Annotated in this window: 19 protein-coding genes and 1 pseudogene; 17 read left to right on the top strand and 3 right to left on the bottom strand. The window is 38.9% G+C overall.

Annotation, left to right across the window (positions count from 1 at the left end):
• Positions 1–80 precede the first annotated feature (80 nt).
• From AC1DVK_RS03805 to AC1DVK_RS03785, 5 genes and pseudogenes are all read left to right on the top strand, one after another.
• Positions 81–1445, top strand: a complete 1365-nt coding sequence (locus AC1DVK_RS03805; protein ID WP_252434178.1) for an MFS transporter — start codon at positions 81–83, stop codon at positions 1443–1445.
• Positions 1446–1575: 130 nt separating this feature from the next.
• Positions 1576–3111, top strand: coding sequence for a histidine ammonia-lyase (gene hutH / locus AC1DVK_RS03800; protein ID WP_410861660.1), 1536 nt, complete (start codon positions 1576–1578; stop codon positions 3109–3111).
• 304 nt (positions 3112–3415) lie between these two features.
• Positions 3416–3676 carry a hypothetical protein gene (locus AC1DVK_RS03795; RefSeq protein WP_061461634.1) on the top strand — a complete coding sequence of 87 codons (261 nt, stop codon included), beginning with the start codon at positions 3416–3418 and terminating at the stop codon, positions 3674–3676.
• A gap of 853 nt (positions 3677–4529) precedes the next feature.
• Positions 4530–5184, top strand: a pseudogene (locus AC1DVK_RS03790) (ArsR/SmtB family transcription factor).
• 11 nt (positions 5185–5195) lie between these two features.
• Positions 5196–6467, top strand: coding sequence for an MFS transporter (locus AC1DVK_RS03785; protein WP_289321058.1), 1272 nt, complete (start codon positions 5196–5198; stop codon positions 6465–6467).
• 233 nt (positions 6468–6700) lie between these two features.
• On the opposite strand, the gene AC1DVK_RS03780 is transcribed toward AC1DVK_RS03785, so the two are convergent.
• Positions 6701–7891 (bottom strand): MFS transporter, encoded by a 1191-nt coding sequence (locus AC1DVK_RS03780; protein ID WP_061461641.1) that lies wholly within the window; start codon positions 7889–7891, stop codon positions 6701–6703.
• A 928-nt stretch (positions 7892–8819) separates the two neighbouring features.
• Here AC1DVK_RS03780 and AC1DVK_RS03775 point away from each other — a divergent pair.
• Positions 8820–9236, top strand: coding sequence for a hypothetical protein (locus AC1DVK_RS03775; protein ID WP_289321056.1), 417 nt, complete (start codon positions 8820–8822; stop codon positions 9234–9236).
• Positions 9237–9585: 349 nt separating this feature from the next.
• Here the strand turns inward: AC1DVK_RS03775 and AC1DVK_RS03770 are convergent, their stop codons facing one another.
• A complete protein-coding gene (locus AC1DVK_RS03770; protein WP_477625871.1) occupies positions 9586–10530 on the bottom strand; it encodes an urea transporter in 945 nt (314 codons plus the stop codon).
• 748 nt (positions 10531–11278) lie between these two features.
• Here AC1DVK_RS03770 and AC1DVK_RS03765 point away from each other — a divergent pair.
• The 9 genes from AC1DVK_RS03765 to AC1DVK_RS03725 all read left to right on the top strand — a co-directional run bounded on the left by AC1DVK_RS03765 (position 11279) and on the right by AC1DVK_RS03725 (position 17777).
• On the top strand, positions 11279–11581 hold the full coding sequence (locus AC1DVK_RS03765; RefSeq protein ID WP_061465959.1) for an urease subunit gamma: 303 nt from the start codon (positions 11279–11281) through the stop codon (positions 11579–11581).
• Positions 11582–11604: 23 nt separating this feature from the next.
• Positions 11605–11928, top strand: coding sequence for an urease subunit beta (locus tag AC1DVK_RS03760; RefSeq protein ID WP_089362802.1), 324 nt, complete (start codon positions 11605–11607; stop codon positions 11926–11928).
• The gene (gene ureC / locus AC1DVK_RS03755; RefSeq protein ID WP_477625870.1) at positions 11925–13637 is read left to right on the top strand and encodes an urease subunit alpha; all 1713 of its coding nucleotides are present in this window, start codon (positions 11925–11927) and stop codon (positions 13635–13637) included. Before AC1DVK_RS03760 ends, ureC begins: the two co-directional genes overlap by 4 nt.
• Before the next feature lie 22 nt (positions 13638–13659).
• A complete protein-coding gene (gene ureE / locus AC1DVK_RS03750) occupies positions 13660–14118 on the top strand; it encodes an urease accessory protein UreE (protein WP_089362804.1) in 459 nt (152 codons plus the stop codon).
• The gene (locus tag AC1DVK_RS03745) at positions 14108–14794 is read left to right on the top strand and encodes an urease accessory protein UreF (RefSeq protein WP_144529933.1); all 687 of its coding nucleotides are present in this window, start codon (positions 14108–14110) and stop codon (positions 14792–14794) included. The genes ureE and AC1DVK_RS03745 overlap by 11 nt, the downstream gene beginning before the upstream one ends.
• A 20-nt stretch (positions 14795–14814) precedes the next feature.
• The gene (gene ureG / locus AC1DVK_RS03740) at positions 14815–15426 is read left to right on the top strand and encodes an urease accessory protein UreG (protein ID WP_061461647.1); all 612 of its coding nucleotides are present in this window, start codon (positions 14815–14817) and stop codon (positions 15424–15426) included.
• Positions 15426–16250 carry an urease accessory protein UreD gene (locus AC1DVK_RS03735; RefSeq protein WP_477625869.1) on the top strand — a complete coding sequence of 275 codons (825 nt, stop codon included), beginning with the start codon at positions 15426–15428 and terminating at the stop codon, positions 16248–16250. The genes ureG and AC1DVK_RS03735 overlap by 1 nt, the downstream gene beginning before the upstream one ends.
• A gap of 122 nt (positions 16251–16372) precedes the next feature.
• Positions 16373–17086, top strand: a complete 714-nt coding sequence (locus AC1DVK_RS03730; protein ID WP_318683460.1) for an urease accessory protein UreH domain-containing protein — start codon at positions 16373–16375, stop codon at positions 17084–17086.
• A gap of 79 nt (positions 17087–17165) precedes the next feature.
• A complete protein-coding gene (locus AC1DVK_RS03725; RefSeq protein WP_477625868.1) occupies positions 17166–17777 on the top strand; it encodes a PadR family transcriptional regulator in 612 nt (203 codons plus the stop codon).
• A 371-nt stretch (positions 17778–18148) separates the two neighbouring features.
• Here the strand turns inward: AC1DVK_RS03725 and AC1DVK_RS03720 are convergent, their stop codons facing one another.
• The gene (locus tag AC1DVK_RS03720) at positions 18149–20656 is read right to left on the bottom strand and encodes an NEW3 domain-containing protein (RefSeq protein ID WP_477625867.1); all 2508 of its coding nucleotides are present in this window, start codon (positions 20654–20656) and stop codon (positions 18149–18151) included.
• 263 nt (positions 20657–20919) lie between these two features.
• Here AC1DVK_RS03720 and AC1DVK_RS03715 point away from each other — a divergent pair, with 263 nt between their 5' ends.
• On the top strand, positions 20920–22143 hold the full coding sequence (locus AC1DVK_RS03715) for an ROK family transcriptional regulator (protein WP_317777755.1): 1224 nt from the start codon (positions 20920–20922) through the stop codon (positions 22141–22143).
• Between the two features lie 2 nt (positions 22144–22145).
• Positions 22146–23237 (top strand): extracellular solute-binding protein, encoded by a 1092-nt coding sequence (locus AC1DVK_RS03710; RefSeq protein WP_410861669.1) that lies wholly within the window; start codon positions 22146–22148, stop codon positions 23235–23237.
• The last annotated feature ends 4 nt before the right edge of the window (positions 23238–23241 follow it).

The raw sequence follows: 23241 nt of genomic DNA, 5'->3' as shown, positions 1-23241 counted from the left end.
TTTTCAATCGCTTTCCTTCTCTAAACTAGAGAAGTAGGAAGTGTCCCAAAAATCAAATATTGAAAAGGGGAAAGACGCTTATGACCGAACAAAAATTTAAGATGGATGACGCTCCACTTAACAAGTTCCATATGAAAATTACAGCGCTTACTTTTGGCTCTAATTTCTCTGATGGGTATGCTCTTGGGATTATTGGAGTGGCTCTTACTCTCCTTAGCCCCCAAATGGAACTCAATTCGATGTGGGTAGGACTAATTGGAAGTTCTGCTTTGGTCGGGCTCTTTTTCGGTAGTCTAGTACTTGGAGGGTTATCTGACCGCATAGGCAGACAGAAAATATACCTGCTTAACTTCTTATTGGTCACTATAGCTTCGTTGCTGCAACTATTTGTGGATGGGCCCGTAGAGTTGTTAATTTTGCGTTTACTGATAGGTTTTGCTCTCGGAGGCGATTATGCAGTCGGATCGACTTTACTTGCCGAGTTCGCGCCTAGAAAGTATAGGGGATTCTTACTGGCTTCTCTAAATGTGCTCTGGACGGTAGGTTACGTCTCTGCAACCATTGTCGGATATTATTTAGGTCAAGCTGGTCCGGAATCATGGCGTTGGATGCTTGCTAGTGCTGCAATCCCTGCATTCATTGTGCTGATACTGCGAATAGGAACACCTGAATCCCCACAATGGCTCATCAGCATGGGACGTATTGATGAAGCACGCCATATCGTAAAGAAGTATATCGGGCCTAATGCGGAAATCGACGAAACTGTTATTGAGACTCAAAATAAAAATGGCTTTCGTGCTCTTTTTAACAAAAAATTCCGGAAGCGAACAGCTTTTGGAAGTCTATTTTATGTCTGTATTGTCATTCCGTACTTTGCCATCTACACATTCCTACCGTCTATCTTAAATAGTATGGGTTTAGCAGAAAACTTCACTGTAGACTTGTGGTTAAACATATTCCTAATCTTGGGTTCGATTGCTGGTCTTTGGCTTATGGAGAAATTTTCTCGCAGAGGTTTCACGATTAGTACGTTTGCAATCCTGACAGTCTGCTTGCTTATGCTTAGCATTTTTCACGAACCTAAACTTTTAGTAATCCCGATTTTTCTGGCTTTTACTTTTATATTATCAGCAAATTCAAACCTTACGCTAACATATCCGGCCGAACTTTTCCCAACCGAAATTCGCGCATCTGGGGTTGGTTTTGTGACAGCGTTCAGCCGAATTGGTTCTGCTATCGGGACATTCCTCCTGCCCCTTAGTATGAACACTATAGGGTTGGATGCCTCGATGATTGGAATGACGGCTATTCTGTTAATTGGTACTATCATTTCGATTGCCTGGGCACCGGAGACAAAGTCACTCTCTTTAAGCGAGGCAAGTAATCCTTTTAATGAAGCAAGTAATTCAAACTTAAACCCCTTGAACCATAAGAAGATTAATTGACATGAAAAAAGGAATACCTCTCCAATTCTCGAAAGAGAGGTCTCGTTGCGAAATTTTACTAATCCAAAGGCTTAAACATTATAAAAGCTAATGTTTTGTCAAGCTGCACAATATAGGAGATGAGCTTATTATGAAAACACAAGAAAAAGTAATGATAACTGAAGATGATTTTAGTATCGGGGATTTGATTTCAGTAGCAAGGCATCATGCACCTTTGGAGCTGTCTATGAGTGTAAAGAAAAGGATTAGCCAAGGAAGGGATATAGTCGAGCGTTTTGTCGAGGAAGAGCGAGTCATATACGGAATTACGACCGGAGTAGGAGAGAATTCAAAAATAAAAATTTCAGCCTCTGATTCGAGAGAATTGCAAAAAAATATAATTATGAGTCATGCTTGCGGTATGGGGGATCCGTTGGAGAAGGAAATAGTAAGGGCAATTATGGTGATGATGATCAAAAATTTATCCCTTGGTTATTCTGGAATAAGACTTGAAACGGTAGAGAGATTAGCAGAGATGGTGAATAAAGATGTCATACCATTCGTCCCTCGAGAAGGTTCCTTAGGATACTTAAATCATCAAGCACAAATCAGTTTGGTACTTTTGGGGATGGGTGAGGCCTATTATCAGGGCGTACTAACAGATGGCGAGACAGCTTTGAAGAAGGCAGGAATCACCCCAATCGAACTGCACGAAAAGGAAGGGCTTTCTTTGATTAATGGCACGGTAGATATGACTGCAATTGGCGCTCTGGCCGTTTATGATGCCATTAATGTTCTTAAGGCTGCAGACATTGTTTCGATAATCAGTTTTGAGGCGCTGAAAGGAACATACTATGCCTTTGATCCCAAAATTAGTAAAGTAAAACGTCATCCTGGACAAAAAAAGACAACTGATAATATTCATAAGCTGATAAAAAACAGTGAGATCACGGAAAAATTTAAAGATTACCGCACACAAGATGCTCTTAGTATTAGGTCAATTCCACAAGTGCATGGAGCTTGTAAAGACGCTGTTGATTACGTTCGGACGATTGTGGAGAGAGAAATGAATTCAGCCTCAGATAATCCGTTGGTGTTTGATGATCCAGAGGGTGCAAGAGCGATATCCTCTTCCAATTGTCATGGAGAAGCGATAGCCTTAGCCATGGACTTTCTGGCAATCTCTCTATCTGAATTGGCCAATATTTCTGAACGAAGGATTTTTAGACTCGTGTCGCCTCAGTATAGCGAGCTGCCCCCGTATTTGATCGAGCAAAGTGGGCTTAACTCGGGCTATATGATTCCGCAATATGTCGCGGCGTCATTGGTTTCTAACAATAAGGTTTATTCACATCCGTCGTCTGTGGATTCCATTCCGACAACAGGGGGACAGGAAGATCATGTAAGCATGGGGACATCTGCAGCTTTAAAGGCACTGAAAGTAATCGCCAATACTGAAAAAGTGATTGGGATCGAATGGATGTGCAGCTGCCAGGGGATCGAATTCCTTCAGCCGTTACAGCCTGGAACAGGAACGACTGCAGCCTGCGATTTGTTTAGAAAATATGTGCCTCGCCTTGAGCAGGACAGAATTTTATACAAAGACATGCGTACAGCTGCGGAACTGGTTCATACAGCAGAAATTGTAAAGCATGTAGAAGCAAAAATCGGTCCTTTGCAATTTTAAAGATATGATTCATAGCTAAAGTTGCAGTTTGAATCAATAAAAGAATATGAAGGACAGATATTCGTTTGGAAATAAAAAAATTTAACAATATATGATGACCACGAGACTCGTAAAGTAAAAAAAATATGGCCACTCGGTTTAGCTTGATCAAACGGCAATCCTAGAAAGAGAAACAGTAAAAATAAATAAGGAATTCAATTTAGAAAATAAAACATACTAGATTAAAAGGGTAGAGTTTTCACCATTAGAAACAAGAATTGTTGTTACTGGATCTGACACGAAACTCCTAACAAATGAGAGTGGGATGAAATACAAAGTATTAAGCAAACTGGAACATAAACTCCTTAATGCAAGGAAACATGATAAAGAGCATGGTTATAGTGTTGAGTATGAAAAATCTGGTGTATTTTTAAAATCAGCTGGTGAAAAAGTTGAACCCATTTTTAGTAAGGCTGAAGGAGCAGGTGAAGATGACGAATATGTAATGATTTTTGCTCTGGTTAAAGACCGTCAAGACTGCTTGCTTGAAGTTGGTAATGATATAAAGATTAATTTAACAAAGTAAGTTATATTTACTTAATACTTATATATATATATATATATATTAATCTTTAGTAATAGGGCGCGATTCTTTAATAAGAATCGCTTTTCGAACTAACGGGTGCTTTACTTCAATTAGAAAGGTTGCTGAGGCAGCCTTTTTCTTATGGCACTATTGGGGCAGGATAGTTGAATAAGGAAATACAAAATGAAATATAATGAATGATTAATTAATGTTGAAAATTGTAAATTAAGATTCTGAAGAAAAATTCTTTCTTATAAAATGTAGTAATGAATATAGCCGTATATTGTTATTTGTATTGAAATAATTAAAGGATTTTTTATACAACGGAAGTTAGGGAGACAATTAGCGCCAGGCGAACAATATTTTTTGAGGAGAATTTAGATTGAAAAAATACAGTATAGCAATTCTTTATCTAGCAGGAAGAGACTATTTTTAGCAATTGGTTATATCTTTCTGATTGTTGGCATTATTCATTTCTTAATTAACAGCTTTAAAAGGAAATAGCTAGTTAACTTTCTGATATTACAAGCACATAATTAAACGAAAAGGGTGCATTACTTCTATTTGGGGCTGGAAACAGCTCCTTTTCTTATAGAACTAAAGGGGAAGGTTCGTTCAACAAGATTAGTGTATTCGTATTGTGCGATAATGGTCTGGAGATGACTCAGCAGTCTTTTTTACATGAAAACTGACTGTTTTATATGCCCATTTATATGGTTTAGTGCCATACTAAGTACAAAAGGGGAACTTTTAACAAATGGTTGGAGTTAAGGAATTGTTTTACAATTCTTATAGTTTTGATTAATATTCAAGTATACAATAAAACACTTGAATAGATAGATGGTGATTTTACATGTTTGATGATCGATATTTAAAAGATTTATTGTATCAAGAGTTCGCAAGAATAGGTAAAAGTCTTTCTAGTCCAAAACGGTTGGAAATTCTTGATATTTTATCTCATGGTCCAAAGTCGGTGGAGGCATTATCTAAAGCTAACTAATATGTCTGTGGCGAATGTAGCTCAACATTTACAAACACTTGCTAATTCTAGATTGGTTAAGTTTCAGAAGAAAGGGAACTACGTCATTTACGAACTAGCAGATGCAGCCATATCGGATTTTTTAACTTCCTTGCATACATTAGGAGAAAAATAGTTTGTACAGGTTCAACAAATTAAGCAAGAGTTCTTAAATGTCAATCCTGGCACGGATGGGGTTTCACTTTCAGAACTTAAAGATCGGATGGATAAAGGTGAAGCTATTTTGTTGGATGTAAGACCTTTGGAGGAGTATGAAGAAGCTCATATTCCTGGTGCAGTTTCTATGCCAATTGAAGAGTTAAGCGAGAAACTCTCAACTTTACCAACCAATTGTGATGTGATTGCTTATTGCCGTGGTTGTTACTGTTTAATGTCAGTGGAAGCTGTTGAACTTTTAAGATCCAAAGGTTTTAATGCATTTCGTCTAGAGGAAGGTGTACATGATTGGAAATTACAGAATGATAAATGAGGTATTAACAAATGTCTAATAAAGCATATCAATTGAACCAGAGTTATGTAGATTCTCAAGAAAAACAAAAAATGTTATACAAACGCACATTAATTATTATAAGTATTTCACAAATTTTTGGTGGTGCTGGGTTAGCGGCTGGAATTACGGTGGGGGCACTTCTTGCACAACAAATGCTTGGCACTGATGCATTTGCTGGACTTCCTTCGGGTTTATTTACTCTAGGGTCTGCAGGGGCTGCTTTAATCGTAGGGAGACTTTCTCAACGTTACGGTCGTCGTACAGGTCTAACAGCAGGTTTTATGATAGGTGGACTTGGAGCAATAGGAGTCATAACTGCAGCTATAATAAATAGTATTTTCCTTTTATTTGCTTCCCTGCTTATTTATGGTGCAGGAACAGCGACAAATTTACAAGCTCGTTACGCTGGTACGGACTTAGCGAACAATAAACAACGAGCTACTGCTATTAGTATTACAATGGTGTTTACAACATTTGGTGCAGTTGCAGGTCCGAATTTAGTGAATGTAATGGGGGATTTTGCTACATCTATTGGCATTCCATCACTTGCTGGTCCTTTCATTTTATCAGCAGCAGCATTTATCCTGGCAGGTCTTGTACTTTTCGTCATGCTTCGCCCAGACCCATTAGTTATCGCAAGAACGATAGAAGCTTCCAACCAAGATAGTGATCGAATAGAACATTCGGCTGATACTGAACAAATAGCAAACAAAAGAGGTATTATTGTTGGTGCGACAATTATGGTTCTTACTCAAATCGTAATGGTGGCTATTATGACAATGACACCAGTTCATATGAGACATCATGGACATAACTTGGGTGAAATAGGTCTTGTTATTGGTTTTCATATAGGGGCAATGTATCTCCCTTCACTGGTTACAGGTGTCCTTGTTGATAAGTTTGGTCGTACTGCTATGGCTATTGCCTCTGGAGCTACGTTGCTTCTGGCAGGTTTAATATCAGCGATTGCACCAGGTGATTCTATGATTCTCCTAGTAATTGCTCTTTCTTTACTTGGATTAGGATGGAATTTTGGTTTAATAAGTGGGACTGCTCTTATTGTTGATTCAACTGAAACTTCAACTCGGGCTAAAACTCAAGGTACAGTGGATGTTTTAATTGCATTATCAGGAGCTTCTGGTGGAGCCTTATCTGGAATGATTGTGGCTGGTTCAAGTTATACAACATTATCATTTATTGGAGGGTTATTATCTATATTATTGATTCCAGTGGTTATCTGGTCTCGAGGAAGTAAAAAATAAAAAAAACCAATTTCACTACGAAATCAGTTTTTTTTCTTGAAACTAACAGGTGCGCTAGCTTAAAATCGGAGCTGTCTTTATGGCAGCTTTTTGTGCGACAGGCAGTCGTATGGGGGTGCTGACACAGTCAGTGTCCCTCATTTACTTTATTCGACAGAGACGTCATTTCGATGAAACGACGGGCAAAAAAATGAAGCAATTGAATCCCAGATGGTGAAATTCCATTCCCAAGGTTAAGCTGCTTTCTTTTGTTTTTGGTCTAAGCGATAACTTAGGAAAGTGAGAAGACTTGCACAGATAGCAACCAGCCCACCGACCAATGACACACTCATCAAATTTCCCTGATGGTAAACAATTCCGCCTAATGCGGAACCAAAGGCGATACCGACATTGCTTGCCACTGGCATCAGTGAAGCAGCCAGTCCTGTAGCTTTTGGTTGATAAATACCGGCAAGGTCTATCAAATAAAGCTGAGTAGATGTTGTTAAAAGGATGGCCATTAATGACATCAAGCCAATGTTAAACAATCCAAAGATAAAATTGTTTGTCGTCCAATATAAACTGATCAGAACAATTGCTTGCACGAGGAAAACAAACCGGAGGCGCCCGATAGCATTGTAGCTGGCAATTTTACCAGCGAGTATGTTGCTGAAAATGGAAATGAATCCATAGCAAAACAAAATCAAACTGATTGAACTACTTGGTGCTTCCATTACTTTCAGGATCGGAACAAGATACGTATAAACGGCATACGTAGCCCCAAATCCAAGAGATGGAATGAAAAAAGCCATTAAGATTCGTGGGTGTGTTAACAAAGAAAATTGCTCGCGCATCGAACTGCGAAATGGGCTGTGCATAGTAGGCAAAATGAAGAAAGATGCCAAAAATGCAATTCCACCGAGAAAAGTCGTTAACAGGAAGGTTGCATTCCAGTCGTACATTTCGGCGATGACCGTGCCTATTGGTACTCCAATCACGTTTGCAAGAGTAAAACCACCGAAAACGAATGATATAGCAAGTCCACGTTTTGCGATCGGCATGGCTTCACTTGCAACAATCATGGCAAGAGAAATTAAAACTCCTGTTACAATCGCAGTCATCATCCGAAGTGCAAGGAGCATGATGTAGCTTGTCGAAATCACGCACAAAGCATTCAGGATGATGAACGAACCTATCAAAAACAACATCCATTTACGCTTTGGAAAATGACTTGTTGCCGACATTACGAGTGGTGTGGCAATGGCAAACGTAATCGCAAACGCAGAAACGAGCGTGCCTGCTTTTGCATTTGTAATATGGAGACTCGAGGAAATATCGGTTAAGATCCCGATGATAACAAATTCGCTTGTCCCGAGAACAAATGTTAATAAAGTAAGTGTTAAGATGAGTAACCAATGTCGCTTGGATAATTCTGTGTCGTGCATAAATACCTCTTTTCTTAGATGAATGTAAATGTGTCACAGGGTAGATAAACAATCTAATTATCATACCATAAAACATTTTCGCGAGGAAAACCCTTGCTTAGTTATCGTTGACTATTTCTTTAAAAATTAAATAACGTTATGAGATAAATTACGGAGAGCCGTACCAAAAGTAAATGAGGTTTTGGATATTTTAGAGATTCAGTTTATAAGTAAGCATGTGTACAGTATAATACAGGGAGAGTTGGTGTTTTTAGGAAGGTCTGGTTTTTGAAAGAACAGAAAGCCTTTATCTTAAGTGGTGTATCTGAACGGTCATTGTGTGGAGAATTAAGAAGCATTTTACAATAGAAATAAGTAAAAAAAACTAGTTTTCTGCCTATCATGTTAAAGATATTCAGGCTTCTTGGGAGCACCTTTTTCTGTCTGGGGGAGTTCAACAAGGATATCGATGCTTAGACGTATAATAAGAAGTAAGAGTTATTTGTGGATTTTGAACCAATAGATTTAAAAAGCATCGGAATTATGTGATTCCTTTTCGAACAGATTCTTTCATAATTAGTTTTGGCAGAAAAAGACTTCGGAAACGGAAATGAATATCTTGGTTGGCTTGAAAAAACAAATTGATTTATTCCCTGAAGAATTTGTACTAGTGATGGAACACAGAACACCCATTGGTCAACTTGAACTTACTAAGCGTGATAAGTAAAAAAATTGGATATGTAAATTTTTTTTACTTAATACAAAAAAACGTGGAGAGGGTCTAGGAAAAAATTGCACGAATATGCCTTTTGATTTCTTAAGAAACAATGGAGTTGATGATCATCACCTTCGAGTGTCACAAGCAAGAAATTGCCTTGAAAATTTCAAAAATATTAGTACTCATTGGGTAAAATATCGCGTAAGTAAATTTTAACTTGGAGAGAATACAATGAAAAAAAGTTATTTAGTTTTCTTTATACCGCTATTAGTAATTTTGTTAGGTATTTATTGGTATAACTCCACTGGATCTATTTCTGGGAAATCGGATAACGATATGTGGAAAGTGAGTTATAAAGAAAATAGAGATCCAAGTGAACCAACTGGCTGGGATGCCTCGATTAAACAACTTAATGATGACAAAGTTGTTGTCAAAGAAATCGCGCTATTAGAGAATGATAAAACTCTAACAACTCTTACAAGTTTTAAAGAAGGAAGAGCGGAAGATGGAACAGAGACTAAATTACACCCTTTTTTTTATGAGTCATTTTATTTAGGGGATGCACCAAAAAAAGAAAATACCTATAAAGCTTCTGTTACTTGGGAAAAAGATAAAAAAGTACACACAGATAGATTTGTTATAGAATAATAGCTTAAGAAGAGAGCAAGAAGAATTTGAGCTTGCTCTATTTCTTATTAATATAATTGGTAGAGTTTCATCTTCTTTATAAACCGTGTTCCTAAATCGCTTCCCTTATTTCGCTAACAGGTGCATTACAACAGGGGGGGGGCAGCGCCAGTCTTTTTCTAATTGAACTAATCAGCTAATTCAATGAATCGAAAATTAAGTTCATTTGAAAACCTTATCTAAACAATGGCTACAAGGCAATTGACGATGCGTTAGGGAATTCGAATTAGTAAGGTTTCCCGATGGTTACTTAAAAGGTAGCGGTCTTTGGAAGTAATGCCTCATGCTCCATTCTCAAAAGTCAAATTTGTTACAACCTGGGAAGGACTTTTCTCGCGCCTAGGAAAAGCCAGGTACTAAGAACGAAAGGCATTGTCAGGGCTGGGAGTCCATATGGTAAAAGCCAGGTAGCAACACTTGCCGATAAGGGTACTGTCACACAAGCTGCTATAATCCCTGATAAAGGCGCAAATCGATTATGGTCCTCTTTAAAAACTATAGATACGGCAATGCAGGTTAAAATCGCATTGTAGCCATAAAGCCCCATGATAATTAGCGAGTGTTCCCCTCCAAGTACGAATGATATGAGTAATGCGAAAGCATTACCTAAAATGGAAAAAAGACCATATTTCCATCCGGCCCAAAATACGCCAATAAATAACAGAATGCCAGCTAAGGTACTATCTAGAAAAAAAATTTGCCCTATCCCATTAAAACTCCCTTCCAGCCAATTAACCTTTCCAGAGATGTTTAAGGTCCAGTGTGATAAGTCTTGAGGAACTAGTCCCGGACTTAACTGGAAAGCCTTTAACTTGTAAGATACAAGCAACATAAACCAGGTCAGAATGATAAAAGGGAATGTAAGGATGGGAATCCCTGTGTTTCTCATGAAATGTACCATTGCTGCGGAAAAGATTGCGGCTAAAGCAGCTCCAACTAAAGCGATAAACCACTGAGAGGGCCCAGTTAAAAACAATGTTAGTGCAATGCCTGTTAGCACGGAGTTATATCCGTATAAACCTGAATTCACACTGTTTTCATTAGCTCCTCCCAGTTTTCCGATTAGCGTTCCTATGATAGCGGAAGATAGAGTAATAATCCCTAAATGATAAGAGTAAATCGTGATCGCCATTAGAATAATGAAACCAGTAACAGCATTCTCAATCAATATGACTTGAGAGATTCCTTTCAGTGATGACTTCATTAAAGAAAGAAACATTCCATCGGTCAATGAAGTACGTTTGTCTTTTTGCATAATACTAACCCCTCAATTAAGATATTAAAAAAATAGATTCAGATACAATCATTTCATTTTCTACAGTTTTAAAAAATATCCTCTGACACATAACTTGCTAATCATGCATCATGAGTTTAAGTTCAGCAGAAGGGCAATGTAATAACCGAAACGAAAAATGTAAGATAATCATTTTTCCAAGTTTACTTTTTTTATAGGGGATTTTTGCAAGTCCTATGTTTCCGGAAAGAGTTCTCCCTCCTTTAATAGCTTTTCTTAAATTTCCTCCTTACAAAGTCCATTCACTTAACTATTAAATACATAAAATCATATATAATTTGATATATATGTATATTATGATATATTAATATTTCAGGGGAATCAATCCTTCATTTTATTGAAAAATCTGAATTTTTTATCAATGAAATAAAAAATAAGGTTAATACCTACATCGTTGTTTTTCTAAAATAGTGATGTACCGCATGGGGGTTAATGGTATTTTTTATCATTTGATTTCAGATAATTCAGGTAACGTTTTTGATGAATATTTGATTCTCCATTAGTAAAAAAGCAGGCCATATTAAAGAGGGATTTTCCGTTTATCTCAGATAACAGGGTGTAATGTCTACCTTATATCTTTGAGGAGTCAGGCGAGCATTTGAAGGGGGATAAAAAGTTCATACATCCCAATTGGTTTGGAAGAAAGGTCTCGAAAATTGATGGAATTTTCGCTATACTTAGTCATTTTTAAAAATGGGGAGGCTTTACGATGCAATTATTACCGCGTGAGATAGATAAGCTCATGATTGTAGTGGCAGCTGATCTTGCTAAGCGACGAAAAGAAAGAGGATTAAAATTAAATCATCCAGAAGCCGTAGCACTTATCACCTATGAAGTGTTAGAAGGGGCAAGGGATGGAAGAACAGTTGCACAATTGATGGAATATGGTGCAATGATTTTATCGCGCGAAGATGTTATGGAAGGTATTCCAGAGATGATCCACGATATTCAAGTAGAAGCTACTTTTCCTGATGGAACGAAACTAGTAACGGTTCATAATCCAATCAGATAAGAATCGACAAGGAGGCATGCTAAATGATACCAGGGCAACTATTTTTAAAAGAAGAAGAAATTATTTGTAATGCTGGGAAAATAGTCACAAAGCTGTCCGTAATTAATACAGGAGATCGGCCTGTTCAAATTGGCTCCCATTTCCATTTTTATGAAGTCAATGAAGCTCTTCAATTCAATCGCGAAGAAGCGTTTGGGAAACGGTTAAACGTTCCTGCGGGTGCTGCCGTTCGTTTTGAGCCTGGAGATGAAAAAGAAATAGAATTGATTGATTTTGGTGGAGAACGTCGTGTGTATGGATTAAATAATAAAACAGATGGATCCGTGGAAAGAGGGGGAAATCAATGAGTTTCAAAATGTCACGAAAGCAATATGCCGAGATGTATGGTCCAACGACAGGAGATTCCATTCGTTTAGCGGATACAGATTTAGTGATCCAAATTGAGAAAGATTATACTACATATGGTGAAGAAGTCATTTTTGGCGGCGGAAAAGTAATCCGTGACGGGATGGGGCAACATCCTCTTGCAACTCGCGAAGATGGAGTTCCGGATGTAGTCATTACAAATGCTGTTATTCTAGACTATACCGGAATTTATAAAGCGGATATTGCAATCCGTGACGGAAAAATTGCTGGAATCGGAAAAGCCGGAAATCCTTTAGTAATGGATAATGTGGATATTGTAATTGGGGCTTCTACAGAAATTATTGCTGGGGAAGGGATGATCGTCACAGCTGGTGGAATCGACTCCCATGTACATTTTATTAATCCAGCACAGGTTGAGACTGCATTAGCTTCCGGTCTTACAACTTTAATTGGAGGAGGCACGGGTCCTGCTGCAGGATCAAAAGCCACAACTGTTACGCCAGGTGAATGGAATATTCATAGAATGCTGCAAGCAGCGGAAGGATTTCCAATTAACGTAGGCTTCACTGGAAAAGGACAAGCTGCGAACGATGAGGCGTTAGCTGAGCAAGTCCGTGCAGGCGCAATTGGATTAAAAGTGCATGAAGACTGGGGAGCTACAGCCTCTGCTATCGACCACGCTCTCCGAGTAGCGGACCAATATGACGTACAAGTTGCCCTTCATGCAGACACGTTGAATGAAGGCGGATTTTTGGAAAACACGCTAGCGGCGATTAAAGACCGAGTTATTCATATGTACCATACGGAAGGGGCAGGGGGCGGACATGCTCCTGATTTAATTAAATCAGCGAGCTTTATGAATGTTCTTCCATCATCTACAAACCCGACATTGCCATATACAATTAATACGATTGACGAGCATTTGGATATGTTAATGGTGTGTCACCATTTAAACCCATCTATTCCTGAAGATCTTGCCTTTGCTGATTCAAGGATTAGACGCGAAACGATTGCGGCTGAAGATATTCTTCAAGACATGGGTGTATTCAGTATGGTTAGCTCAGATGCACAAGCAATGGGACGAATTGGCGAGGTTATTTTACGTACATGGCAAACAGCAGATAAAATGAAAAAACAGCGAGGAGCGTTGGAAGGTGACAGCGAGCTTTCTGATAATAATCGCGCAAAGCGTTATGTAGCTAAATATACGATTAACCCTGCTATCACTCATGGTATTTCTGAATATGTCGGTTCGATTGAAGTGGGAAAAATGGCGGACCTTGTCATTTGGTCACCGGCATTTTTCGGCGTGAAGCCTGAAATGATTCTTAAAAATGGCTTTATCGTAGAAAGCTTAATGGGTGATGCCAATGCGTCCATTCCGACACCACAGCCAGTTATTTATCGGCCAATGTATGGATCTTATGGAAAAGCCTTGTCTAAGAGCTCAATTACCTTTGTTTCTCAAGTCGCTTTTGATGATAAAGTGCATGAAAAATTAGGCTTGGAAAAAACGGTTCTTCCAGTTCATGGTATTCGAAACTTAACGAAAAAGGATATGAAGCTTAATTCCGAAACGCCTGAGATTACGGTTGATCCACAAACGTATGAGGTAAAAGTAAACGGGGAACTCATTACTTGTGAACCTGTGGATATAGTACCGATGGGACAACGCTATTTCTTATTTTAAGTCTTATTTTGAGGTGAAAATATTGATCATTGAAAAAATTGTTACAAATATCGACGCAATGGACAGAGAAGAAATTGCGAAACGCCATATGGAAAAGGTGTACCTGGAAAGTGCTAATTTAGTGAAACGGATTCAAAGAGTGACCACCGACCACGGCCACGAAATTGGCATTCGCTTAAAAGAACTGCGTGACCTTAAGGCGGGCGATGTTTTATATATGGATGATAAAAATATGATTGTCGTAGATGTCCTTTCCGATGATCTATTAGTCATTAGCCCGCGAAGTTTAAATGAAATGGGAACGATTGCCCACCAATTGGGGAATCGTCACCTTCCAGCTCAATTTGAAGAGAATAATATGCTCGTTCAGTATGATTATCTTGTTGAAGAATTGCTTCAAGAGCTTCAAATTCCTTTTACACGTGAAGATCGGAAAGTAAAACAGGCTTTTCGCCATATTGGACATAGCCATGAATCCTAATATTCTTTCTTTATTCCAACTATGTGATTCGAATTTTCCAACTGGTGCTTTTAGTCATTCATATGGTCTAGAGACGTATATTCAAGAAGATCAAGTGTATGATCAAGCATCGTTTTCCAAGTGGCTTCACGTATATTTAAATGAACAGCTTGTCTATTCAGATGGGTTGGCAACCCGTCTTGTCTATGATGCTTTGGAAAATGAGGATGTACAAACGGTGTGGAAGGTCGATCGAATGCTGACGGTTCAAAATTTGCCGCGTGAAACGAGAGAAGGCACCAAACGAATGGGAGAACGCATGGTAAACCTTGTGGGATCTTTATATGAGTTTCCTGTTCACTCGCAATATCAAAAACGGATTAAGGAGAAGCACTCCTTTGGACATCCAGCTATTGCTTTTACGATGATAGGGCACCATCTTGGTGTTCCGAAATCAACTACCACCCTCTATTATTTGTATTCTACTATTTCAAGTCTTGTTCAAAATGCCGTTCGTGCGATTCCGTTAGGACAAACCGCGGGACAGAAGACGATTCATGAGTTTCAAAGTGCTTTAATAGAGGCGACAGAAAAAATTCAAACTTTGGATAAAGAGGATTTTGGAATCATTTCACCAGGTTTAGAGTTATCTCAAATGAAACATGAGCGTGTGAACATTCGTATTTTCATGTCTTAATATAGAAGGAGTGTTTTTATATGGAACCGATTAAAATTGGAGTAGGCGGACCTGTTGGAGCCGGAAAAACGATGTTGGTTGAAAGGCTAACCCGTCATTTAGAAGGTGAAATCAGCATGGCCGTTGTGACGAATGATATTTATACAAAAGAAGATGCCAAATTTTTAATGCAAAATGGAGTCCTACCGGCGGACCGTATTATTGGGGTTGAAACAGGCGGATGTCCACATACAGCTATTCGTGAAGACGCCTCCATGAATTTTGCGGCTATAGATGAATTAAAAGAGAAGCATCCGGACGTAGAGCTCATTTTTGTGGAAAGTGGAGGCGATAATCTTGCGGCGACATTCAGCCCAGAGCTTGTGGATTTCTCCATCTATATTATTGATGTAGCTCAAGGCGAAAAAATTCCGCGTAAAGGTGGCCAAGGGATGATTAAATCAGATTTATTCATCATTAATAAAACGGATTTAGCTCCTTTCGTTGGCGCAAGCCTCGAAGTGATGGAGTCTGATACGAAGGTTTTTCGCGGAAATAAACCGTTTGTTTTCACCAATTTAAAAGATAACACGGGGCTTGATCAGGTCATTAACTGGCTTATGAAGAATGCATTATTAAAAGGATTGGAATAATGGAAGACTGGACTGGAGTTTTATGTCTAGATGTCGAAGATAGGAATGGAAAGACTGTAGCGAAAAATGTATATTTTCAGGGCGCATTGAAAGTGATGCGTCCGGTTTATCATGACGACTCTGGACAAGCTTGTTATTATATATTGAACCCCGGTGGAGGCTATTTAGACGGAGATCGCTATAAAATACAAATTACGCTAGAGAAGCAAGCGAGACTAACCTTAACGACACAATCCGCAACAAAGGTTTATAAGACACCTAACACTCATGCCTACCAGGAAACAGAGATCATTCTACAGTCTGGATGTTATCTCGAATATATTCCGGATCCGCTTATTATGTATCAGGACGCGCGCTATAAACAAAAAAATGTCATTCGGATGGAGAAAGGGGCGACTTTCCTTTATTCCGACATTTTAACCCCAGGGTGGTCTCCGGATGGAGATCGTTTCAGTTATAATCGGCTTCAATTCATCAATGAAATTTATATGGACGAAGAGCTTGTGGCCTATGATCATATTCAATTGAATCCTGCTGCCCAAAATATAGAGAAGATTGGATTCATGGAAGGGTTTTCGCATTTAGGTTCCATGATTGTGGTTGGCGAACAAACAAGCCCTGACCTCCTTGATCGGCTATATCAGGCTATTAATGGGAATACAGATCGATATAAAGTTGGACTATCTTTATTATCTGTACCAGGATTTACGGTTCGTGTATTAGCTAACTCGACACAAGAAATAGAGAAAATCTTTACTGAGTGTCACCGAATTATTAGTCAAGAGTGGTTTAATGCAAAACCGTGTTTTCTAAGAAAGTATTAATACTTAGAACCCGGCAATCAAAAGGTTGCCGGGCTTTTATCCGGGTTAATCAGGCTGTAAAAAACCGCCACTTATGGAAGTTTCACTTTATAAGGGACAAAAAGTTTGAAGGAGAAATATTTATGGATGTTACATTGTTTTCAGTTTTAACGATAGGTTTTGTTTTGGGGATCAGGCATGCAATTGAGCCTGATCATGTGATTGCAGTATCAACAATTGCAAGTCAAAGTAAAAAGTTATGGCACGCTTCTCTAGCAGGGGTATTTTGGGGGATAGGTCATACGATAACATTATTTATAGTTGGTATTATTCTAATTCTTATGAAGGGTGAAATACCAGGGAAATGGTCTATGTCCCTAGAATTTTTAGTAGGAATCATGCTTGTTTATCTTGGTGTTACAACGATTCTTTCTTTCAAAAGTATCCATGTACATACGCATGGACATGATGGAGATGAACATACACATGTCCATACCCATGAACATGGTGGTAAACATGAGCATAAACACAAACATAAACATGTTTCATATTTGAAATCGATGTCTATTGGTCTAGTCCATGGTCTTGCAGGAAGTGGCACTATGGTTATATTGACGATGAGTACAGTAAAGAGTGTTTGGGAAGCGGCTATTTATATCCTTTTATTTGGAGTAGGAACGGTCATTGGTATGCTTTTTTTCACTACGATTATTGGTATCCCTTTTGTGTTAAGTATGAAACGTGTTAAAATTAGTAGAACACTTGTATTCACAATGGGCACAATTAGCATGATTTTTGGAATATATTATATGTATAATTTAGGGGTTAATGAAGGATTATTTAACCTTTGGTTTTAAGTCAGTAAGGAATGTTGAATCGAAGCGTGCTAACATACACACTATTATTGAATGCTATATATGGATGAAGGGGGATTAGATGAATACTCTTGGATATGCGATACTTAGTTCGCTTGGTAGAAATCCATGTTCCGGCTATCAATTAGTTGGATATTTAGAGGTATTATGGCCTGCGAAGCATAGTCAAATATATCCTCTGTTAACTAAAATGGAGAAGAATGGGCTTTTGGAATTTGAACATATTGAACAAACGGGTAAACCTGATAAGAAGATATATTCACTCACAGAGAAGGGAAGAGAAACTCTGGGAAAATGGGTCACTGAATCGCCTTCTGATCCGATCATTCGAGATGAATTTCTTATTAAGATGTATTCGATTTGGTTATCGAATGAAGAAAATGCGAAAAAATTAATTCAGGACCGAATTGCTAAATTAGAACAAACCGTGGCTTTGCGAGATGAAAATATAGCCAGAATTGAACAAACACATGGGAAGAATGGGTTAGAAATGACATCTAAACATTTTGGTGGTTATATTCTTTTTAATAGAAGGAGTATGTTAGCTGAAGAAGAAATTTCATGGTGTAAGTGGGTTCTGAATTTGATTGAGAAAGTAAGATTAAACAATTTATTGTTAGGAATCATTGTAGGAAAACTTAATATAATCATTCAAGACAAGATATTGATTTAATGACTATAATCAAAAATTCCAGCTTTGTTTCGGTGCATGTGCATCCCAATCATCCCAAAAGCTTAATTATTGAATCTGATACCAAAAAAAGGAGGGCTGTTTAAAAGCACAGTCCTCCTTTTGATGTTGTTGGGAAATTTCCCTACAATCAAAGCGAAAGGTTCCCTCTAATAAGAGGAGAGTTATTCGTTGAAGATATTAAGTATATATTTGAAGATGCACCTCAAAATTTGGAGTCTTTAATCACCGCTGACAAAACAGCCTCTTTTAATCGTAGGCAGGTAAATCGGAAATCTAGTAAAGCTTCAATTGGGCAAACATCAGAAAAAAGAAACCTATGCAGTCAAAACTTGCATAGGTTTCTTCCCTATTTACTGGGCACCATAACTAATCAGGTTCGTCATGATTCGATAACCGCCTGGAACCTGACCTTGAATTTGCCTGTATAGGACAAGGTTCGTGTAAAGGTAGGTGCCTTTACCGTATTTCGCCATAAGGATTCCGCCATCAAATGGTGCTTCATTCGGATCAGCCATGGAAATGAACGTTTCAAATCGATCATCCCATTTCATTGGGAAGTACAATCCTCTTTCTTGAACCCAATTATTCCAGTCGTCCGATGTTATTTTATTTGGATAGTTAAAAAGCGCTGATTCTGGTTTCAACACGTTTACCGCGGCATTTTCATCTGTTACCCTCCAGCGAATGGAAGGATTCCCGAGGGTAAGTGGATATGGGGCAGTCTTCAGGGCATCCCATCCATCACCGGGTTTATGGTATTGAACGACGAGATGACCGCCATTTTCCACATATTCAAGTAAGCGAGCGTTATTTGCCTTCAAATCTTCCCTGGATAGATAGGCACGTATGCCTGTAACGATCGTGTCGTATTGGCTCAAATCACCTTCTGCTAAATCAGCTGCGGTTAACTTTGTAATGTTAAGGCCTGCATTGCTTAAGTAATCTGCTACTTTATCAAATCCACTTTCAATGTAACCCACTTTTAATGAAGCTGGCATTAAAAGCTCAAATGCAACGGTGTTGATGGCTGCTGGGTATTGGTAATAGAATGTTCCGATATGGTCATAGGAAATTTCCTGGATGGTTGAATCAAAGGTTTTTCCATTGACAGTGGCAACTGCCTTAACCTGATATTCCCCATTTTGTATTGCCTTCGGTGGTGTGAGGGTGAACTTCACTTGTTTTTCTTCTGATTTTTCATTAAATGATACGGTGGCTTTTTTAGGGCTAATTCCCCAATTTTCAGGGATTTTCAAAGCGAACTTTGCTGATGTCTTTCCCTCTGTATAATTTTTCAAGGTTACGGTCACTGGTATTTCTTCTTTTACATCTACTGTATTTACCACGATATCTTCAGGAGATAGGGTAAGGCCAACGTCAGGAAGGACAGCTATCGTTCCATCCAATTCTTCCTTTATGGCAGTTTTGGTGCTGCCGTATTTATAAGAAATATTGGTTGTAATTGTTGATTCATCATAAGCATGGTAATAAGCTGCATCTTCTGGGACTTTAACCTGGTAGGTTATTTTTGCTGATTCATTTGGTTTTAGATTGATTTCTTTAGATTTTGTTTTAGCCGTCCATCCTTTAGGCACGTTCAATGCAGCTGCGACTTTTTTCAATGCTTGTTTCCCGTTATTCTTCAAGGTTACGGTTACGTTCGTATTTTGGCCTTTCGTAAGAATCCTTGAAGCAGCTTTAGCTTGAACATCCAGTCCTGAGGAGACATAACTGACGTTTTGCAATTGCTCATCTTTTAATGAGAGCTTATGAATCAAGTCGTTCTTCGTGGCAGGGCTTAGCTTAGCTTTTTTGATTTGCGCAATAATTGAACGAACATTGGAGAGCGCTGTTTGGGATGTTGAAAAAACACGTTTATCATTTGGATAAGCCGTAATAACGGCATCCAAATTTCGTTGTAAGTATTTAAATTCACCCTTTAATTTTGAAGCTGAGTGAGGGAGTTTTTCAGCCCATTCCGTAAAATTATAAGGTACACCTGCAAAAAGGTCCGACTGTTTTTTTGTATCAACGGCACTTTGTTTCAAATCCAGATGGATCTGTCGAGGTGCTGCAGGAATATCAGAACCCATGCCTTGGCTTTTATGAAGATAGCGGGATTGTTCCCCAAGCTGCGGGTAAGTCATACCATATATTGGATCAAGTTTTCCGATTTCAATCGAAGTGGTTGCTTGATCTGCGGAGGGAACAGGTAAATATAACTTTTTCACTTGCCATACAGATAGACCCTGTTTCAATTGTTGTGGAAAAACAGTTGGATCAGCGGCATCCTTAAAGGCACGTTCACTTAAGATTGTCATTGTTCGATGATGTCCATGCTGGGTATCATCATTTTGGAAGGAAGGCATCAATATATCAGGCTGATATGTTCGAATAAAGCGGATAAGCCGTTCATACGTGAGTTCCTCACCCCACTTTTCTAATGTTTCTCCTGGTGTTTTAGAGAAGCCGAAATCATAAATGGGATCAGAGGTTGTTTCACTTAGATGATACGCCTTCACCCCAGTGATTTTTGCAGCTTCTATCATTTCTCTTGAACGGATGATTCCAAGAGCATTGTCCAGTTCATCCCCAATTTCATTTTGTCCCCCTTCACCCCGATTTGCAATCAGGCTGGATGTCTTCACACCTAATCCTCTCGATAGATAAGCGAGAAAGTCACTTCGCTCATCATCTGGATGGGCTCCGCTGTTTAAGAATGTCACGGTCGTCTCGAGTGGCTTGACTGCATTCCATAACTCAACGTTGGCTTTCTCCGTTTTTGCAGCGCTGCCCCCGAGCGGCAATGATGCAAGAACGAACCAAAGAGAAAGCAAAGATACCAGAGCTTTTTTCATTTTTCATTTAACCTCCTTCAACTAAAATACCTAAACTTTTGTGAAGAAATTAATGTAGGTTAGTAATATTTTCTAACCAACCAGGCGGAAAAAACATATCTAATAAATATCATTGATGGTTATAAATGTAAATAATGCGAAGTAACTATTAAAATAAGAATATTTAAAATAATCAAAAATAACTTGTGTGCTAAATTCCTTTGAGTTATATTTTTACTTAATTAGGAAGAATTACTAACTAAATGATGTAAGGCCGTGATGTGATGAGTTTTAAAAAAACACCCAGTCATCAAAAATATGCAAATAAAAAAAGGATCATTCAATGCATTCAACAATGTTCACCCATTTCAAGAGCGGAAATCGCCGTTAAGCTTCAGTTGAGTAAACCGACTGTTTCTCTGGCTGTGGATGAACTTATACAGGAGAAATGGGTATTTGAGAAAGGGATTGGGGAGTCCTCTTCTCAAGGTGGGAGAAGGCCTATCCAGCTCTTTTTCAATGAGAAGGCTGCCTATATCATTGGGACTGATATTGGCGGGACGAAAGTGAAAATCGTTTTATGTGATTTAAGTGGAAAAATCCTTGCTGAAACTAGTTTTTCAACAAAAAATTATTTGCAATCAGGTCTTCTTAAACAAATGGCGATTGAAACGGAACGGTTAATTGCAAAGAATCAGATTGTGAAAAACAGGATATTAGGGATGGGGGTTGGGATTCCTGGTATAACGCAAACGGCAAGCGGATTAGTCATAGAGGCACCGAGTTTAGGATGGATTCAATATCCGTTTATAGCGGAAGCGAAACGGTATTTTGATTTCCCTATTTTTCTCGACAATGATGTAAACGCGGCGGCACTCGGTGAACAGTGGCTGGGTAATGCACAAAATAAGCGGAATTTGTTGTTCATTGCGGTTGGAACCGGTATAGGAAGCGGCATTATCTTGAATAACCAGTTATACAGAGGGGCTTCCAGTGCAGCTGGGGAGATGGGTTATATGGTGACGGACAAAGAGGATATGAAGCGTGAATTCAAGCCGATTTTCCATAGGTACGGTTATTTGGAAAGTGTCGCAGGAGGAAAATCGATTGGCGGTCATTTTACCAGAGCTGTTCTCAAAGATCCTCAGCATTCTTTATTTGAACGGGCCAAGTCTTCCGAACTGACAGGGGAAGATGCCTTTTTGTCCGCGAAAAAAGGGGACACGACAGCCATGGCCGTCATTAATGAAGCAATCGAACATTTAGCCTGCGGAATTGTCAATGCGGCTAGTTTGCTAAATCCAGATGTGATCATATTAGGAGGTGGTGTATTAAATTCATCTGAATACATTTTACCTAGAATTCGTGAGATCGTTGATCGATATCTTCCAAGTTTAGTAGAAATGAAAATTTCACAACTGGGAGAAAACGCAGGAGTATTAGGAGCGGTTTCCCTATTCTTAAGGGAACATGATAGCATTTTGAATTTTCATGATGAGGGGGATTAATAATGAAAAAGAGGAAAAAGTCGCTTGTTTCAGTACTGACTTTATCGGCAGCAATATTGATTTCAGGATGTAACGGTACTGATACGAAAACGAATTCGGATGCTGGCGGTGCCAAGGGAGAAAAAGGTGAGTTGGAAGATAAAATCGTCGTTTATTCACCGCATGGCAAAGATATTTTATCAACATTCGAAAAGCAGTTCGAAGGTAAATATGGCATTGATGTTGAGTGGCTTGACATGGGGTCTCAGGAAGTCCTTGACCGTGTTCGCTCAGAAAAAAATAATCCGCAGGCAGACGTTTGGTGGGGAGCACCTTCCACTAACTTCAATCAAGCAAAAGATGAGGGGCTGCTAGCTGCTTATAAGCCTACCTATTCCGATAGTCTTGATGCAGGATTCCGCGATCCGGAATGGTATTGGACGGGAACGAGCCAGACACCGGAAGTCATCATGTACAACAGCAAAGAACTATCCAAAGCCGAAGTGCCGAAAGATTGGGATGAGCTGCTTGATCCGAAGTGGAAAGATGAAATCATCCTCCGCTATCCGCTAGCCTCCGGGACGATGAGRACAATTTTTTCTGCGATGATCTATCGTACGTATAAGAAAACAAATGATCCACAAGAAGGATATGACTGGTTAAAGAAGCTCGACCAAAATACAAAGGAATATTCAGCCAACCCGGAAATGATGTATAACAAGGTGGCAAAAGGAGAGGGCTCGCTTTCCGTTTGGGCAATGCCGGATGTTGTCATGCTGAAAGAAAATAAAAATTATCCGTTTGAGTTCGTCATTCCTGAAAGCGGAACGCCAGTATTGACAGAAGGAATTGCCATCGTTGAAGGTGCCAAACATCCCAAAGCGGCTGAAGCGTTTTATGAGTTTGTGAATTCACCAGAAGCCGCGAAGATTTTGGCGGAAGACTTTTACAGGATTCCGACCAGAAGTGATGTGAAGGATTTACCTGAATGGATCACGGATACAGAAATTAAAGCGATGGATATTGATTGGAATGCATTCCAAGAAAAAGGTGACGAGTGGATGAAATATTGGGACGAAAATATAAAAAGTGGGGATAAAGAAATTAAAGAATAAGGAA

The organism is Peribacillus sp. P4_B1 (genome assembly GCF_056402395.1).
Note: the sequence above shows the minus strand (reverse complement) of the source record. Positions and strands in the feature narration are given on the sequence as shown.

Excerpts from the sequence above, each read along its gene's own strand:
- AC1DVK_RS03720 (WP_477625867.1), bottom strand. The coding sequence starts at position 20,656 with ATGAAAAAAGCTCTGGTATCTTTGCTTTCTCTTTGGTTCGTTCTTGCA.
- AC1DVK_RS03795 (WP_061461634.1), top strand. The coding sequence starts at position 3,416 with ATGAAATACAAAGTATTAAGCAAACTGGAACATAAACTCCTTAATGCA.
- AC1DVK_RS03780 (WP_061461641.1), bottom strand. The coding sequence starts at position 7,891 with ATGCACGACACAGAATTATCCAAGCGACATTGGTTACTCATCTTAACA.
- AC1DVK_RS03785 (WP_289321058.1), top strand. The coding sequence starts at position 5,196 with ATGTCTAATAAAGCATATCAATTGAACCAGAGTTATGTAGATTCTCAA.
- AC1DVK_RS03775 (WP_289321056.1), top strand. The coding sequence starts at position 8,820 with ATGAAAAAAAGTTATTTAGTTTTCTTTATACCGCTATTAGTAATTTTG.
- AC1DVK_RS03770 (WP_477625871.1), bottom strand. The coding sequence starts at position 10,530 with ATGCAAAAAGACAAACGTACTTCATTGACCGATGGAATGTTTCTTTCT.
- AC1DVK_RS03760 (WP_089362802.1), top strand. The coding sequence starts at position 11,605 with ATGATACCAGGGCAACTATTTTTAAAAGAAGAAGAAATTATTTGTAAT.
- AC1DVK_RS03730 (WP_318683460.1), top strand. The coding sequence starts at position 16,373 with ATGGATGTTACATTGTTTTCAGTTTTAACGATAGGTTTTGTTTTGGGG.
- AC1DVK_RS03745 (WP_144529933.1), top strand. The coding sequence starts at position 14,108 with ATGAATCCTAATATTCTTTCTTTATTCCAACTATGTGATTCGAATTTT.
- ureG (WP_061461647.1), top strand. The coding sequence starts at position 14,815 with ATGGAACCGATTAAAATTGGAGTAGGCGGACCTGTTGGAGCCGGAAAA.
- AC1DVK_RS03765 (WP_061465959.1), top strand. The coding sequence starts at position 11,279 with ATGCAATTATTACCGCGTGAGATAGATAAGCTCATGATTGTAGTGGCA.
- AC1DVK_RS03735 (WP_477625869.1), top strand. The coding sequence starts at position 15,426 with ATGGAAGACTGGACTGGAGTTTTATGTCTAGATGTCGAAGATAGGAAT.
- hutH (WP_410861660.1), top strand. The coding sequence starts at position 1,576 with ATGAAAACACAAGAAAAAGTAATGATAACTGAAGATGATTTTAGTATC.
- AC1DVK_RS03725 (WP_477625868.1), top strand. The coding sequence starts at position 17,166 with ATGAATACTCTTGGATATGCGATACTTAGTTCGCTTGGTAGAAATCCA.
- AC1DVK_RS03805 (WP_252434178.1), top strand. The coding sequence starts at position 81 with ATGACCGAACAAAAATTTAAGATGGATGACGCTCCACTTAACAAGTTC.
- AC1DVK_RS03715 (WP_317777755.1), top strand. The coding sequence starts at position 20,920 with ATGAGTTTTAAAAAAACACCCAGTCATCAAAAATATGCAAATAAAAAA.
- ureC (WP_477625870.1), top strand. The coding sequence starts at position 11,925 with ATGAGTTTCAAAATGTCACGAAAGCAATATGCCGAGATGTATGGTCCA.